10 protein-coding genes are annotated in these 15,734 nt (G+C 72.2%); 8 read left to right on the top strand and 2 right to left on the bottom strand.

The genetic code is table 11. The features are described from left to right. Positions 1-49: 49 nt before the first annotated feature. A complete protein-coding gene (locus O7629_RS03785) occupies positions 50-478 on the bottom strand; it encodes a hypothetical protein (RefSeq protein ID WP_278167503.1) in 429 nt (142 codons plus the stop codon). Between the two features lie 573 nt (positions 479-1,051). Here O7629_RS03785 and O7629_RS03790 point away from each other — a divergent pair. From O7629_RS03790 to O7629_RS03820, 7 genes are all read left to right on the top strand, one after another. Continuing rightward, positions 1,052-2,380: a hypothetical protein gene (locus tag O7629_RS03790; protein ID WP_278167504.1), complete on the top strand. Its 1,329-nt coding sequence runs from the start codon at positions 1,052-1,054 to the stop codon at positions 2,378-2,380. Beyond that, a complete protein-coding gene (locus tag O7629_RS03795; RefSeq protein WP_278167506.1) occupies positions 2,377-4,257 on the top strand; it encodes an AAA family ATPase in 1,881 nt (626 codons plus the stop codon). Before O7629_RS03790 ends, O7629_RS03795 begins: the two co-directional genes overlap by 4 nt. 47 nt (positions 4,258-4,304) lie before the next feature. Beyond that, a complete protein-coding gene (locus O7629_RS03800) occupies positions 4,305-4,808 on the top strand; it encodes an FHA domain-containing protein (protein WP_278167507.1) in 504 nt (167 codons plus the stop codon). After that, a complete protein-coding gene (locus O7629_RS03805; RefSeq protein WP_278167508.1) occupies positions 4,805-5,551 on the top strand; it encodes a protein phosphatase 2C domain-containing protein in 747 nt (248 codons plus the stop codon). Before O7629_RS03800 ends, O7629_RS03805 begins: the two co-directional genes overlap by 4 nt. Before the next feature lie 11 nt (positions 5,552-5,562). Further along, positions 5,563-7,596, top strand: a complete 2,034-nt coding sequence (locus O7629_RS03810; RefSeq protein ID WP_278174394.1) for a protein kinase — start codon at positions 5,563-5,565, stop codon at positions 7,594-7,596. 111 nt (positions 7,597-7,707) lie between these two features. Beyond that, positions 7,708-10,392: a CHAT domain-containing protein gene (locus O7629_RS03815; protein ID WP_278167510.1), complete on the top strand. Its 2,685-nt coding sequence runs from the start codon at positions 7,708-7,710 to the stop codon at positions 10,390-10,392. A gap of 63 nt (positions 10,393-10,455) precedes the next feature. Beyond that, positions 10,456-13,011, top strand: a complete 2,556-nt coding sequence (locus tag O7629_RS03820; RefSeq protein ID WP_278167512.1) for a CHAT domain-containing protein — start codon at positions 10,456-10,458, stop codon at positions 13,009-13,011. Positions 13,012-13,055: 44 nt separating this feature from the next. On the opposite strand, the gene O7629_RS03825 is transcribed toward O7629_RS03820, so the two are convergent. Beyond that, positions 13,056-14,132: a LacI family DNA-binding transcriptional regulator gene (locus O7629_RS03825; RefSeq protein ID WP_278167513.1), complete on the bottom strand. Its 1,077-nt coding sequence runs from the start codon at positions 14,130-14,132 to the stop codon at positions 13,056-13,058. A gap of 220 nt (positions 14,133-14,352) precedes the next feature. Here O7629_RS03825 and O7629_RS03830 point away from each other — a divergent pair, with 220 nt between their 5' ends. Then, the gene (locus tag O7629_RS03830; protein ID WP_278167514.1) at positions 14,353-15,720 is read left to right on the top strand and encodes a PHB depolymerase family esterase; all 1,368 of its coding nucleotides are present in this window, start codon (positions 14,353-14,355) and stop codon (positions 15,718-15,720) included. The last annotated feature ends 14 nt before the right edge of the window (positions 15,721-15,734 follow it).

Here is a 15,734-nt window from a genome sequence, read left to right on the forward strand (position 1 = left end):
CCTGGGTGCCGGAGGGATCCGTCGGGACCGTCGCGTCACGGTCGACCAATCACTGCCATCCGGCGCCACCCGGTGCCGGGCTGCCGGGCGCCGGGCCGCCGGGTGCCGTGGGGCGCGGCGTCTGCGCGGCGAGCATCCGCTGATTGTGCTGTTCCACGCCCTGCGTCGCCAGTAGCGGACCGACGATGGTGTAGGTGAGCCAGGTCAGGAAACCGGTCACCCAGCCGATCAGGATGAACGTGAGCAGGATGTTGATGCCCTGGAAAACCCAGTAGGAGATCATCATGATCAGGCCGAGTGCGGTGCGGCCCGCGTACATGTTGCCGACTCCGAAGATACCGAGCAGGCCGAGCACGATTTCCAGCACGACGGCGGTGCCGCTCGATTTCATGGTCAACATCGCCGCGTAGTTCGGCTGCTGCGGCCCAGCGACGACGTAGATCTGAGCCGGCGGCGGGCCGCTCGGCGGACGAGTCATCTCGAGAGGGCGGGGCTGATAAGGGTCCGGCACCGGTGCGGGGAGATCCGGGCGAGGTGGCGGGGGGTCGCTGCCGTCGTTTCCGGTGGCGGGCATCGGTCCGTACGGGTCGGCTCGGTCGGGTCGCTCGACGAGGTATCGGTCCTGATCGGGGCGATAAGGGTCCTGAGTCACCTTCGCAGTATCTCGACGAATCGTGTTCCACCGGAAGTGGCCGTTCAGCGGAATGAAGGGTAATAGTACGTACGGAAAGAGCTCGGTCGGCGGTGTGCGGCGTCCATTCGGCCCAGGTTTCGCAGGTCACGGCAAATCGGCAAAGATCTCTGTGTGAAGCGCCGGCCATAATGATCATGCGGCGGTATGGGTATGGACCGTCCTGAGGACACCCGCTACGTACTTGTGCGCACCCCTGGGCGCCGGCCGGACGATTGTGCCCTGGTAGTACCGCGTGCCAGTCTTGGCAATCGCGATCGGACACATCCGGATCGCGCCTGTCCCGGCCCGGACCGGGGTGGTATTCCGGCCGACGTCGGATGAACTCGGGCAGAAGCGTGCTGATCAGGAGAACGGAACGTGCCGTGCGGGTTTGAGTTGGGGCTCGTCGTCCCGAAGGTGGGGCTGGTCGCCGCCTCGGTGGCGGGCCCTGTCGCGGTGGCCGGGCTGGCCGTCGGAATGACCTGGGCGGTGGGGCGGGCCGCCGACTCGCTGATCGAACGGCAACAACGCGCATTGGCGGCGAGTTTCCACGTCGAACGGGCAGCGGACCGGTACGAGGCGGTGCGGCACCGGGCGGAGCGCGCCCGTACCGAGTTCGGGGCCGAGATCGATCTGCCGTCGGAGCTGCCCCGCCGATCCGCCGGTGCCGACCTGGCCCGGGCCGCCGCGCTGGCGGACGACCTGCTGGCCCGGACCGCAGCGGCGGAGCAGACCCTGCACGCGCAGTTGGGCGCGGCCCGCGCCCGCCGGATCGTCGCCCGGGTGCGGCAGGCGATCGCCGACGGTACGGTCACTTCCCGCACCGAACCAGGCCCTGACCCGGCACTCGGGTCACCCGGGCCCGGCCGACAGCGGCTGGCCGAGCTGGCCGAGCTCGGTGCATCCCTGCGCCGGGTGCTGTCCCGACTCGACGCCGCCGCGCCCGACGCCGTGGTAGGGCAGCTGGAGCAGTGGGCCGAGCAGGCGCTGCGGGCACCGTCCCCGGCCACCGCCCGGCGGTTGCTGGACGACCTGCGGTACTCGGTGGAGAAGGCGAACCAGGAGGTGGCGGCCCGTCGCGCCCGGCTGGCCACGCTCGCCGCCCCGCTGCGGGAACGGGCCGGCCCGGCCGTCACCGCGATGCACGCCCGGCTCGCCGCCGCGGCCGACGACCCTCGACCCGACTGGCCGGGCCTGACCGCGGCGATCGACGCCGCCCTGGCGGACGCCCGCGACGCCGCCGACCGCGTGCAGGTGGCGACCACCCGGACCTACACCGCGTGGGCGGTACGGGAGTCGCTGCAGCAGCTCGGCTACACGGCGGAGCAGGGCTTCGACGCCCGGCTCGCCGGGGACGGGACGGCCCACCTCACCCGACCCGACTGGCAGGACCTCGCCGTCCGGATCGTCCAGCGCCCCGGCGACCAGCACACCCCCCAGCGACAAGATCTCCACCTTGACCTGGTCGCGCCTCGCGACGGCGAGCCGGACTTCGGCGTGGCGGTACGGGACCAGTGGCAGGGCTCGGTCACCGCGCTGACGCCCGCGTTGCGGGAGCGCGGTTTCGACGTGCGGGTCGACGATCGCGGCGCTGACGGTGGCCCGCACGTACACCCGGTCGACGCGCAGGCCTACCCCTTCGACCGCGCCGACCGTTCGCGCCGCGACCGGCGGCGCGAGCCCCGACTCCGGCAGCGGCGGTCATGACCGGCTGGGACGACCGGACGTACCCGGTCTGGTTGCGGGAGGTGAGCACCGCACTGTCGATCAACTCGCAGGTGGTGCTCTACGGCAACGTGCGGGACCAGTTCCTGCTGCCGGGACGGTCCGGACCGGAGCTGTGCGACCTGCGCCGGGCGGTGCATCGGATGCTGCGTGCCGAGGGCTACCCGACGCTTGCGGTGGCCGACGCGATCCGTGGCGTGGGCGTAGTGGCCGAACCGGACGTTGCCGCCACCACCGACGGCCGGGACGGTACGGCGAACCCGGTGGCCGGCCCGGCTCCTCGCCCGCCGGCAATCAAGATCGGCCCGTGGCGTGGTGCCGGACCGGACCTCGACCGCGTCGCGGACCTGCTCACTCAGACGGCCGAGGCGCAACAGCGGCAAGCGGTCCTGGTTGACTACGCCTCCCATCTGGTGCTGGACGCAAACCGGCTGGAGCCGGGTGAGCACCACTTCTTCGCCCGGTGTCTACGGCTGGCCCGCTCGGTCTACCCCAGGCCGGCCCCGCCGGACCCACGACCGCTCTACAACCCGGTGATCTGGGTCGTCGAGAACGAACGCGACCTGCCGCTGTGGCTGACCGCCGGCAACGAGGACATCCGCAAGATCGCCGTACCGCTGCCCGACCTGGGTGTCCGCCAGGCCGCGGCGACCCTGCTGGCCGGCGTCCTGCCCGGATACCCCGAGGCCGGGCCGGACGACCGTCGGGAGGTGGAGAAGCGGCTGGCCGAGCTGACCCAGGACATGCCACTGCGCAGCATGATGGCCATCGCCCGACTGGCCATGCGGATGGGCACCAGGCTGGACGACATCGACGAGGCGGTCCGCTGCTACCGGGTCGGCGTGTACGACAACCCGTGGCGGCAGGCGCATCTGCGGGACCGGTTGCGCGACGCCACCGGCAGCATCGGCGCCCGGGTGCGCGGCCAGCGGGAAGCCATCCAGCACTCGGTGGACATCGTGATCCGGGCGGTGCTGGGGCTCTCCGGAGCGCACGCCGGCAACTCGTCGCGTCCGCGTGGAGTGCTGTTCTTCGCCGGGCCGACCGGGGTGGGCAAGACCCAGCTGGCGAAGGAGCTCACCCAGCAGATCTTCGGCGACGAGCGGGCGTACACCCGGTTCGACATGAGCGAGTTCTCCGCCGAGCAGGCAGCGGACCGGCTGATCGGTGCCCCGCCGGGGTACGTCGGCTTCGACGCGGGCGGCGAGCTGACCAACGCGGTCCGGGAACGGCCGTTCAGCCTGCTGCTGTTCGACGAGGTGGAGAAGGCCCACCCCAGGATCCTGGACAAGTTCCTGCAGATTCTCGACGACGGCCGGCTCACCGACGCCAGCGGCTCCACCGTGTACTTCTCCGACACCGTGCTGGTCTTCACCTCGAACCTGGGCGTCTCGGAGCAGGAGTACGCGCTGCACGCCGCCGCCGAAGCCGGCGGCCGGGCGTTTCCCCGCCAGGAGCTGGAACAGCGGGTCCGCGCCGCGGTGAACCGGCACTTCGTCAGCGAACTCAACCGGCCGGAGCTGCTCAACCGGCTGGGCGACAACATCGTCGTGTTCAACTTCATCACCCGTGCCGCCGCCGAGGAAATCTTCTCCGTTCTGCTCGACCACATCGCCCAGCGGCTGCGCAAGGAGCATCAGCTTCACCTCGAGCTCGCCGAACCGGTACGGCGCCAACTTCTCGACGGAGCCACCGCCAACCTCACCTTCGGTGGTCGGGGCATCGGGTCGTACCTGGAAAGCGCGCTGGTGAACCCGTTGGCCCGGGAGCTGTTCAACCGCGACCACCCGCGCGGAGAGCGGGTGGTGGTCACCTCGCTGCAGCGCCGCGACGACACCTACCAGATCGGACTGGCCTGACCCTCTCCTCTGGAGTTGACGGCCGGAGTATCCACGAAAGGAGTCTGATGACACCGAAGCTCATCTGCCCGGGGTGCTCCCGCGTCGTCACCGACGGGCCGCCGTACTGTCCCACCTGCCTGCTGACGCTGGAGCCACTGCCGCCCGACGACCCGGCGCGGGAGCCGGCGGAGCCGGCCGACCCGGTGGCTGCCGCGCCGGCTGTCGGCGACGCGCCGACGCCCAGCCCTGCCACGGCGGTCGACCGGGCGGCGGCGGTGCTCTTCTTCCCCTGGGGAACGGTCGAGTTGGCGGCCGGACGTACCCTCGCCGTCGGCAGGGAGAGCTCGCCGTTCGCCGCGGAGCTCACGAGTTACGACAACGTCTCCCGCCGGCACGCGGAGATCAGCGCCACCGGCACCGGCCTGACCGTGACCGATCTGCAGTCGGTGAACGGCACCTTCGTCAACGACCAGCGGATCACCCCCGGCGAACCGGTCCCGGTGCGGCCCGGGGACCGGGTCCGGTTCGCCGCCAGGCTCGTGGTGCGGGTAGAGCGGTCCGAACGGTGAACCGGGTCGAGGTGGTCGGGGTGACCCACCGGGGTCGGGTGCGTCCCGCCAACGAGGACACCATCGCCGTCGCCGGTTTCCTGTCGGCGGTTCCGGAGGGCGAGCCGGTGCGCCTGACCGTCTCGTCCACCCGCCCGGTGACCTGCCTGGTCGCGGACGGGCTGGGTGGGCACGCGGATGGCGCCCGGGCGTCCCGCCTGGCCGCCCAGGTGATCGTCGACGCGAGCCCGACCTTCGCGGACTCCGCGGCGATCGTGGCCGCCGTGCACCGCGCCGACGCCAATCTGTACGCCGAGTCCGGGCACCCTCTGCCACGGGGCGCGATGGGCACCACCGTGGTTGTGCTCACCGTGTCCGGTGCGGACGCCACCTGCGTCAACGTCGGGGACAGCCGCTGCTACCTGCTGCGTGACGGTCTCCTCGTACAGCTATCCCGGGACGACTCGCCGCCACCGTCCCGGCCGGGCCCGGCGGCGCCCACCGGCCGGGTGACCCAGACGCTCGGCGGTCGCCTGACCCCAGCCCCGATCCACCCGCACGTACAGCGGCTTTCCACCATCGCCGGCGACCGGTTCCTGTTGTGCAGCGACGGGCTCACCGACTACCTGCCGGTGGACGACGTGGAGAACTGCCTGACCGGCGGTGGCCGACCGGACGACGTCGTCCGGGACCTGCTGCGCCGCACCCTCGACGCGGGCGGTGGCGACAACGTTTCCGCTCTGCTCGTCACGATTCTGGAGTAGCCGTGGACGACATGCACAGTGAAGCGGGCAACGAGCGCGCCGCCGGGCCGCTGAGCCCGCCGACCAGCCGGGACGATCTTCCGGTGACGACGGTCGACCAGCCCGCGACCAGCCGGGACGATCTTCCGGTGACGACAGTGGATCAGCCCGCGACCACCCCCGACGAGCCGACCGGACGGTACCGGCGGGTGAACCTGCCACCGGCCCTGCTCGACCGGTACTTTCCAGACCGGGACCTCGCCGCAGGCGGCGAGGCGGACCTGATGCTGGTCCGGGACCGGATCAGCGGCACACCGGCGGTCATCCGGATCTACCGTCGCGGTGACGCCGTCGACAGCGCCACCCTGGACATCCTGCGGCGGGCGGACCGTCAGCACCTGATCAGCCTGCTGGACTGGGGCCGGAGCGACGGCGTGCTCTGGGAGGTCCTGGAGTACGCGGCCGGCGGGTCGCTGGCGGACCTGCGTCGCGAGCGCCCCGGGCCGTGGACCGACGGGCAGGTCCGCGAGGTGCTCGACCAGCTCCTGCCGGCTCTGGAGTACGTCCACTCGTTGCAGCTGGTGCATCGGGATCTCAAGCCGGACAACGTCCTGGTCCGCTCGGTCGAACCGTTCGACCTGGTACTCGCCGACTTCGGTCTGACGACCATGGTGGCGGCGACCCACGAGATGCGCCAGACCACCTCCCGTACGTTGGCCTACGCCGCTCCCGAGGCGGCCGCCGGCGACACCTGGGCCGGGTTGGACTGGTGGGCGCTCGGGATTCTTCTGGTGGAACTGCTTACCGGGCGGCACCCGTTCCAGCGGCTGGACGGCAGCTGGATGGACGACCGGATGATCGCCCGGGAGATGGCCGTCCGGGAGATCGACCTGAGTCTGATCCGTGACGAGCGGTGGCTGCTGCTGTGCCGAGGGCTGTTGACCCGCGCCCCGGAGCAGCGCTGGGGTGCCGCGCAGGTGCGCCGGTGGTGCGCCGGCGGGGCACCCACCGTCGCCGGCCCGAGCGGCCCGGTCTTCGTCTTCGCCGACACCGCCTACAGCTCGCCGCAGGAGTTGGCCGACGCGTTCCGTCGCCGGTGGACCGACGCCCGGCGGCTCCTTGCCGGGCAGGCGTACCGGACCCCGCAGTTCCTGGCGTTACGGGACTGGGCCGCCACCTGCCAGCTGACCGCAGCGGTGCGCGCCCTGGACGAGCCGAGCCGGCCGGACCGGGCGGTCACCCGGCTGATCCACGCCCTGGACCCGGAAGGGGTGGCCGTCTACTGCCAGCGCCCGATGGACCGGGACAGCCTGGTCCAGCTGGCCCAGCAGGCGATCGAAGGCCCCGGCGCGGCCCGGGACATCATCGTCGGGCTGCACGAGGACGGCATCCTAACGGTGCTCGACGGGCGGCCCGGCTGTGCCGGCTACGCACTGATCGACTCCCGGTGGCGGCGGCTCGGCGAAGGTTTCACCTTCCGGGCGCGGGAGCTGGATCCGTCGTTGACGAAGTCGCAGCGCGCGATGTACCTGGCGATGCTGCTGCTGGCCGCCTTCCCCGGCCAGGACCAGATGTACGCCAGGCAGGCCGAGGCCGCAGCGGCCGACCCGGACGCCCGGGCGCAGGCGTGGTTCGCCGCGCTGGCCGACCAGGACATCCCGGCGGAGTCCCGCCCCGCCCACCACATCATGTTGCTGCACCTGGCACCGCTGGCTGCCGACCGGACGGCCCGGCAGCGGGCGGACCGCGAGATCCGGCAGGCTGAGGAGGCCCGGCAGCGGACGCTCAGCCGGCGACAGACGCTGGACGTCCGCAGTGGTCCGCTCGCGGTGGTCTGCGGTGCGCTCGCCTGCTGGCTGGCGCGCCCTGAACCGGTGCCGCTCGGCCCGGTGACCGCGCCATGGTGGCTGCTCGCTGGCGTCGCGATCGCGGCGACGTTCTACCTCGGCTACCGGGCCCGGCGTGGTGGGCGCAGGAAGACCTCCTTCGTGGCCTTCGGCTGCGGGGTGATCGCGGTGCTGCTGCTCTACAACGGCCTGGGCGGGCAGCTGCCGCTGCCCGGGTGAGCCGCCGGCGGCCCTGACGGCCGCTGGACCGTCCGGCCCGTCAGTAGCTGGTCCGTCAGTAGCCGGTCCGTCAGTAGTCGGTGGAACGGCGCGTTGACCGCGGGAGGGGTGATGACCGCGATGGCAGAGCGACCGTACGGTGCCGGTGAATTGGACGCCGCACTGGCCGAGCTGCAGCGGCTCCCGCCGGGCGACCCACGTTGGCCGACTGTCCGGTCCCTCGTCCGGCAACGCCAGCTGGCCGAACAGATCCGGGCGGTTGCCGACCGGTATTCGGCGGCCAAGGGGCGGTATCCGGGGGATCTGCTCCGGGAGCTGGACGCGCTCGCCGCACCGGCAGCCGAGTTTCCTGGCGTTCTGATGCTCTATCACACGGTGCGGGCGGTACTGGCCACGGCCCGCACCGTGCAGGACGGCGACTCCTCAGCCGCGACCGGAGCGGCGGACGTGAACGCGGCGTTGATCGCCGCCGACCGGTTCGCCCAGCAGCTGCGGGCGACGGCGGAACGGTACGGGCGGGGCCTGAACGAGGTCGACGCCCGCCTGGCACGCGATCTGCCGGGGATCGAACGGCAGCTGCGCGCGCAGCAGATCATGCTGGGCCTGGCGGCGAGCAGTGGGCCGGGCCGGGATGACGAGTTCCTACGATTGCTGGAACAACTGCACGACCTGCTCGACCAGCCGGGCGTCCGCGCCGAGCAGCGGGCCATGGCGTCGGACGCAAAGCTGGCCGCCGCCCTGCTGGCCGGCATGACCGGTGACCAGTGGCAGTGGGACGCGGCCACCGGGCTCACCGACGAGCAGCTGGCACCGTTACGGGCCCGGGCCCGGACCTCGCACGAGCGCGATCCGCTGCAACCGGACCGTCTGCTCTACGGTCTCGCCCTGCTGATGACCAGCGCGACGGATCCTGGCCGGCTCGACGAGGCGGTCGGTGAGTTCCACGCCGCGGCGGCTGCCACGTCGGCTCGATCTCCGTTCCACGCGGCGATCTTCGCCGCTTTCGCCGGAGTCGGCCTGTTCCGACGGGCCGAGCTGGCCGGCAATCAGGAGGCCTGGGACGCGGCCCGCGAGACGCTGGACGCCGCCCGGCGGCTGGCCGGCGGACCGCAGCATCCGCTGTGGCCGGTCATCGGCGAGCTGCTCGGCGTGACCGAACGACATCGGGGGCAGTGGACGGACGCCCAGCAGACCGAGCTGGCCGGGTTGGACCGGTACGCCTGGCAGGTGCTCCTGCAGCCCGACGTCACCGCCGCGGCCGAACTCGCCCGGTACGCGGCGGGAAAAGCGATCGAGCTGGCCCATCGCAACGTTTCTCAGAACGCCGTCGCCGAGGCGGTCCGGGCCCTCGAATCGGGGCGTGGACTGATCCTGCACTCCGCCACCGAGCTGCGCTCGGCCAGCGACCGGTTGACCAGCGCGGGCCGTGCCGATCTGGCCCGACGCTGGCTGGCCGCCACCGACGCGGCAGGGCTGGACGGCGCGCCGGCGGAGCTACGTCGGGAGGTGCTGACGGCGCTCACCGACAGCCCGGGAGACCGGGCAAGCGACGCGCTGCTGCACCCGCCCGGGCTGGCCGAGATCCGCTCGGCCCTGGCCGCCCTGGAGCTGGACGCACTGGTCTACCTGGTGCCGGCGCCTGCTCCCGCGTTCGGTGCGGCGGTCATCGTGCCCGTGGACGGGCCACCACTGGCGGTCCTGCTACCCAATCTGGTGACGCAGCGGCCGCCGGACGTCGAGCGCTACCTGCGCGCGGTGACCGACCGGGACGTCGTTCTCGCCGAGCCGCACCGGGAGTTTCAGGTGCAGGAGGCGGACGCCCGGCTCGGCGACAGCCTGGCCGGGCTCTGCGACTGGGCGTGGTACGCGGTGATCGGCCCGGTGCTGGCGAACTGCCCGCCGGGGCGGGCGGCGGCGTCCGTGTCGCCGGCCCGGACGCCGCGGCTGGCACTGATCCCGGTCGGGGAGCTGACCCGCGTCCCGTGGCAGGCGGCCCGCCGCCCGGACGGGGTGTACGCCCTCGAACTGGCCGAGTTCTCCCAGGCGGTCTCCGCCCGGATGCTGTGCGAGGTCGCGGCGCGTCCACCGGTACCAGCGCGCCCGGTCGGCTTGATCGTCGGAGACCCGGACACCGCCGACCGGGCGGCCGACCTGCCGTACGCGCGGGCCGAGGCGTACGCCGTCCAGCAGTCCTTCTACCGTGGCGGCCGGTACGTCGGTCGCCGCCCGGACGGCTCGGTGAGCCGGTCGGGCCAGGGCCGCAAGGCCGAGGTCCGCGACTGGCTGTTGTCCACCGCCCCGGCGGACGGCGTGATGCTGCACCTGGCCTGTCACGGCGTCATTCAGGTCGAGCCCGGGGCGGCCAGCTCCTATCTGCTGTTGGCCGACGGGGAACGGCTCAGCGCCGAGGAGATCATCGCGAGCCTGGCGCTACGTCCGGACCGGCAGATCGGGCTGGTCGTGCTGGCCGCCTGCCGTACCGGTGTCTCCGGCCGCGGCTACGACGAGGCGTACAGCCTCGGCACCACCTTCCTGGCCGTCGGTGCCCGTGCCGTGCTGTCCACCCAGTGGAGCATCCCGGACGGCGCTACCTCGGTGCTGATGTTCATGTTTCACCACTTCCTGATGGTCGAGCGACGGACGGTCCGGGACGCACTTCGCCAGGCGCAGCTCTGGATGCTCGACCCGGACCGGCGGCCGCCCGCTGCCATGCCGGCCGTGTTGCGCCGGCAGCTGCGGGTGTCGGATCCGGCGGCGGTCGTCGCCTGGGCCGGCTTCACCCACTGGGGCCATTGAGAGAGGCAACCGTCCCGTCGGCGCCGACCGGCGGGCGGGCACTGGCGGAGAGTGAGGACCACGGTGTCGACGTACGACGAGGTCATCGCCGGACTGCAGGCGAAGCTGGCAGCCCGGTCCGGGCCGGAGCGGAGAAACGTGTTGCGTGAGCTGGCCGCCGCCCACATCGGCCGGTACCGGCTCAGCCCGGGAAACCCGGCGGGGCTGCCCGATCTGACCGCCGCAATCGACGCTTGGCGGGAGATCTACACGGGTCTGGAGTCCGACGATCCGCAACGCCATCCGTACGCCGGGGTGCTCGGGCTGTACCTCACGGTCCGGGACCGGGCACACACCCGGTCCTCGGCCGATCGAAAACAGGCGATCGCGTTCCTGGAGGAGGCGCTCAGCTATCCGCAGCAGTCGCCGACCGCGTTGGCGATGTACCGGTTCAGCCTGGCGCAGTACTACCTGATTGAGACGATGAACCAGTTCGACGCCGCGCAACGGGGCGGGTCGGCCTTCCGGACCGGGGCTTCTCCCGAGTCCAGGGCCGTGGCCCGGCGCACCGTCGAACTGCTGCGTCTCGCCGACGAGGAGCTGAGCGGAGCGAACGAGCAACTCGCCTCCGCTGTGACGCCGTTGCTGACGACGGCGCAGGCGTGGTGGGACCTGCTGGAGTCCCTGGGGAACGGCTTCGGCGACATCGACTTCCCCCGGATGGCGCGGGCGATGGCCGCAGTGCAGCAGTTGAACAACGACGTCCTGTCGGGGGCGGGCGGATTGCCCGCCGGGCCGACTGGCGCGGGGCCGGCTCATACCGCCGGCGGCCATCTGGCCGACCCGTGGCCGTCGGTGGCGGACCTGCTGTCCCAGGTCTCGCCGCGGGACTTCCCGACCCTGGTGGTACGGGGCGAAGTCGACGACGAGCCGCTGACAGCACCACCCGCGCAGCCGATGCCCGTAGCGGCCGTCGACCTCACCGCACTGCGGCGGGAGCTGCTGGCGACGCTGGCCGGCGCGGCAGCCGTCGCACCGGCGGAGGCGGAGCCGACGGCAGCCGGGCCGGTGCAGGACGAGGCAGGGCTGTTGCAGGACGAGGCCGGAACGACGCAGGACGACGCCGTGGCGGAGCTGCTGGCGTCACTGTGGCCCGCGGACGGTCCGCTGCCGGCGACGACCGTGATCGACCGGGCGGTGGCGTTGGCGACCACCCTGGTCGGCGAAGGAGAGCCCGAACCGGCGGCCGCCGCAGTCGACCGTCTGCTACTGGCCACCACGCTGTTTCTGCGGGACCGCGACGACGACGGCGGCGGTTGGGGCGAGACCCGCCGCTCCGGCGACGTCCATGCTGGCACCGACCTGCGGGGGGCGGCCGGACATCTGTTGGCGGCCACGGCCGGTCTGCCGTGCGGACACCCGGTCGCCGCGCTTGTCCCGCAGGCGTTGGGCGTGCTGCTCGACCGGTGCGACTCGCTGCCCGGCGTGCTCGGTTCCGCTGACCCGATGCCCGTCGTCAACGCGGATCCGGCGACGGACCCGGCGGCGGTCGGTGCCGTCGCCGCAGCGACCCGCGATCTCGGAGCCGACCTGCTGGTGCAGCTCTGCCTGCTGCCGGCTGGGGCCCGGCCCGGCGTACCCCGGGTGGGGCTGCTCCTGCTGCATCCGCAGCCGGCCCGGGTCGACCTGGTCGGTCCGGTGCCACTTCCCGGCCGACCTGACGGCCTGCCGGGCGGCGAGTTCGGTGCCTGCCTGCGGGCGGCCCTCGGCGAGCGGACCACACCGGGACGGGTGCTGCTGGTCGTCCCCGACGAGCTGGTCCGGCACGCGTGGTCGGCGGTGCGCGACGAGACCGGCCGCCACCTCGTCGCGGACCTCACGATGTCGTACGTCGCATCCGGCCGACAGGTGATCGAGTTGGCCGGGCGGCGGCAGCTGCCAGCCACGCACACCCCGGTCTTTGTCGCCAACCCCCGGGGCGACCGGGAATGGGCGAGCGTCGAGGCGATGGAGCTGCGCCGGCTGTTCCACCCACGGTCCGTCGGGCTGGGCCGGGTCGTCGAGCAGTCGGACGGGGCGGGTACGCCGGCCCAGCTGCTCGCCTGGCTGCCCGGCCCGGACGGTCCCGGCACCGGGTTGCTGCAGCTCGACTGCGGTCTGGTCGACGTCCCGGCGGGCGACGGCGTCGGCAGCGCCCCCGCGTTGGAGCTGGGGACAGCCGACGAGCCGGCCGTGCTCACCGCCGAGAGCATCCGGCAGCAGGGGCGACGCCGGCCGGTGGGCTCGCCCGGCGGTGTGGCGGTCCTGCCGGCCGCCGCCAACCCCGGGGCCGCGATCCGGTTGGCGGACGCGTTGCTGGCCGCCGGGCTGACCGGGGTGATCGGCTGGTCGTGGCCGGTGCCGCAGCCGGTGGCGGCGCTGATGCTCGTCGTCCTGCACGGCAAGCTGATCGACGAGCGGCTGCCGGCGGCCGAGGCGGTCACCGCGGTACGGCGGTGGATGCTCGACCCCGACCGGCGTGGCCCGGTGGCCGGGGCGGCGGGCCACGCCGCGACCATGGCCGGAACCGATCTCACCGATCCGGTCTTCTGGGCGGCCATGTGGCATCGCGGCTCGATCCGGGTGCCGGACGAGTCGTAGCGGTAGCCCGTCAACAGCCCGTCAACGGGGGTCAGCCGGCGGGGTCAGCCCGGTGGCGCGGCGGTGCTGCCCCGGACGACGAGAGTAGTGCCGATCTCCACCCGGTGTTGCGGCAACACGCCACCGTTGGCCAGCGCGAGTACCATCCCGGCGGCGGTCGACGCCATCTCGGTCAGCGGCTGGCGCACGGTGGTCAGCGGTGGGCAGCACCAGCGGGCGTTGTCGATGTCGTCGAAGCCGACCACACTCAGGTCGTCCGGGATGCGCAGGCCGAGCCGCCAGGCTGCACTGTAGACGCCGAGGGCCTGTAGGTCGTTGCCGCAGATCACCGCCGTCGGCCGGTCGGGCCGGTCGAGCAGGTCACGCCCGTGTGTCTCACCGTCCTCGAAGAAGAACCGGCCGCTGCGGACCAGGTCGTCATCCAGCCGTACGCCAACCGCCGCCATCGCCGCCCGGCAGCCCTCCAGCCGCGCGCGGGCGCCGAGCATGTTGAGCGGGCCGCTGATCACGGCGATCCGGCGGTGCCCGAGGTCGAGCAGATGGCGGGTCGCGGTGATGCCGCCGTTCCAGTTGGTGGCGCCGACCGACGGGGTCGGGTGGGCCGGTTCGCCGACCGGGTCCAGGGCGACCAGGGGGATGGCGCTGGCGGCCAGCTGGGCGTGCTGCTCCGGAGTGAACGCGGAGTAGACGGCGATCACCCCGACCGGTCGGCGGGCCAGCAACTGCTCGGCCCAGGACCGGCCCGGTTCGGTGCGGCCCTGCACCTCGGTGAACCCGACGGCGAGCTCGTTGGTCCGGGCGACCAGCTCCACCCCACGCAGGATCTCGATCGCCAGGTGGCTCTCGAGTTGATAGAAGACGACCTCGATGCCGGCGGTCGGGGAGGCCGAGCCGGGCCGCTGGTAGCCGTGCTCGCGGACCAGTGCCTCGATTCGGCGGCGGGTTTCCAGGGCCACTCCGGACCGTCCGTTGAGCACCTTCGAGACGGTGGGTTTCGAGACGCCGGCCAGCTCGGCGATCGTCGCGACGGAGAGATCGCCACGGCGGCGTCCGCGTCGCTGACCTTCCGGCGGCCTGCCGGTCGCCGGTGGGTGGTCCGGGTGGGTGGGGGCGTGGTCCACGACCGATTCGCCAACCTTCCGCTTGATCTGGGGGCGTCGCCCGGCTCATGCTACGGAGTGTCGAAGCGTTTCTATGCACATGTCTCGATGTTGGTTCGACGCCGACCTTGAATCTCGAACCGTTTCTATCGATACTAGTAACTGTTTCGAGCCGGAGTAAAGCGGGAGCTTGGGCAGCCCCGCGTCGGACCCAATTCTGCGTGCGTTCCGGAGGAACCACATGAGACTCATGGCCAAGATGCTGGCCGCCACCGCCGCAACCGTCACCGCTGCGGCGGCCGCACTTACCTTCGCGGCACCCGCTTCGGCGGCCACCCTGACCGAGGTCACCAACTTCGGCACCAACCCCAGCAACCTGCGCATGTACCTGTACGTGCCGGACCGGGTGGCGCCCCGTCCGGCGATCCTGGTCGCGATGCACTACTGCACCGGCACCGGCCCGGCGTTCTACTCCGGCACCCAGTACGCGTCCCTGGCCGACCGGTACGGCTACATCGTCATCTACCCGTCGGTCACCCGCAGCAGCCAGTGCTTCGACGTCTACTCTCCGCAGGCGTTGACTCGCGGCGGCGGGAGTGACCCGGTCGGCATCCGGTCGATGATCAGCTACGTGGAGCAGCGCTACAACGCCGACCCGGACCGGATCTTCGCCACCGGTACGTCCTCCGGCGCGATGATGACCAACGTGATGCTCGGCGTCTACCCGGACGTCTTCGCCGCTGGCGCGTCCTTCGCCGGGGTGCCGTTCACCTGCTTCGCCACCACCGGCGGTTCCGAGTGGAACAGCCAGTGCTCCGGCGGGCAGATCGTCCGTACCCCCCAGCAGTGGGGCGACGCCGTCCGCAACAGCCTGCCGGGCTACTCCGGCCCGTGGCCCCGGATGCAGATCTGGCACGGCACCAACGACGACACGCTGCGCTACCCGAACTTCGCCGAGCAGATCAAACAGTGGACCAACGTGCACGGGCTGAGCCAGACCCCGACGTACACCGACAGCCCGCAGGGCAACTACACCCGCACCCGGTACGGCAGCTCCGGCCCGATGGCCCCGGTCGAGGCGATCAGCATGCAGGGCGTCAGCCACAACATTCCGGTCGACGCCGCCCAGGTGATCCGCTTCTTCGGTCTCGACGGCACCGCTCCGCCGACCACGGCCCCGCCGACGACCGCCCCACCGACCACGGCACCGCCCACCACCGCGCCACCGACCACGGCCCCGCCGACGACGGCACCGCCCACCACCGCGCCGCCGACCACGCCGCCGCCGTCCGGGGCCTGCCGGGTCACCTACGGGGTGAACGCGTGGAACAACGGGCTGGTCGCCTCGGTGACCATCGCCAACACCGGCAGCAGCGCGATCAACGGCTGGTCCCTGGCGTTCACCCTGCCGGCCGGGCAGACCATCATCTCCGGCTGGAACGCGACGTACTCGCCGACCAGCGGCGCGGTCACCGCCCGCAACATGTCCTACAACGCCACCATCCCGCCGAACGGCTCACAGAGCATCGGCTTCCAGGCCACCCACTCCGGCAACAGTGGTAGGCCCAGCTCGTTCACCCTGAACGGCACCCCCTGCGCCGTCGCCTGACGTGCGCCACGGTG

The organism is Solwaraspora sp. WMMD792, assembly GCF_029626105.1.
Lineage (GTDB): Bacteria > Actinomycetota > Actinomycetes > Mycobacteriales > Micromonosporaceae > Micromonospora_E.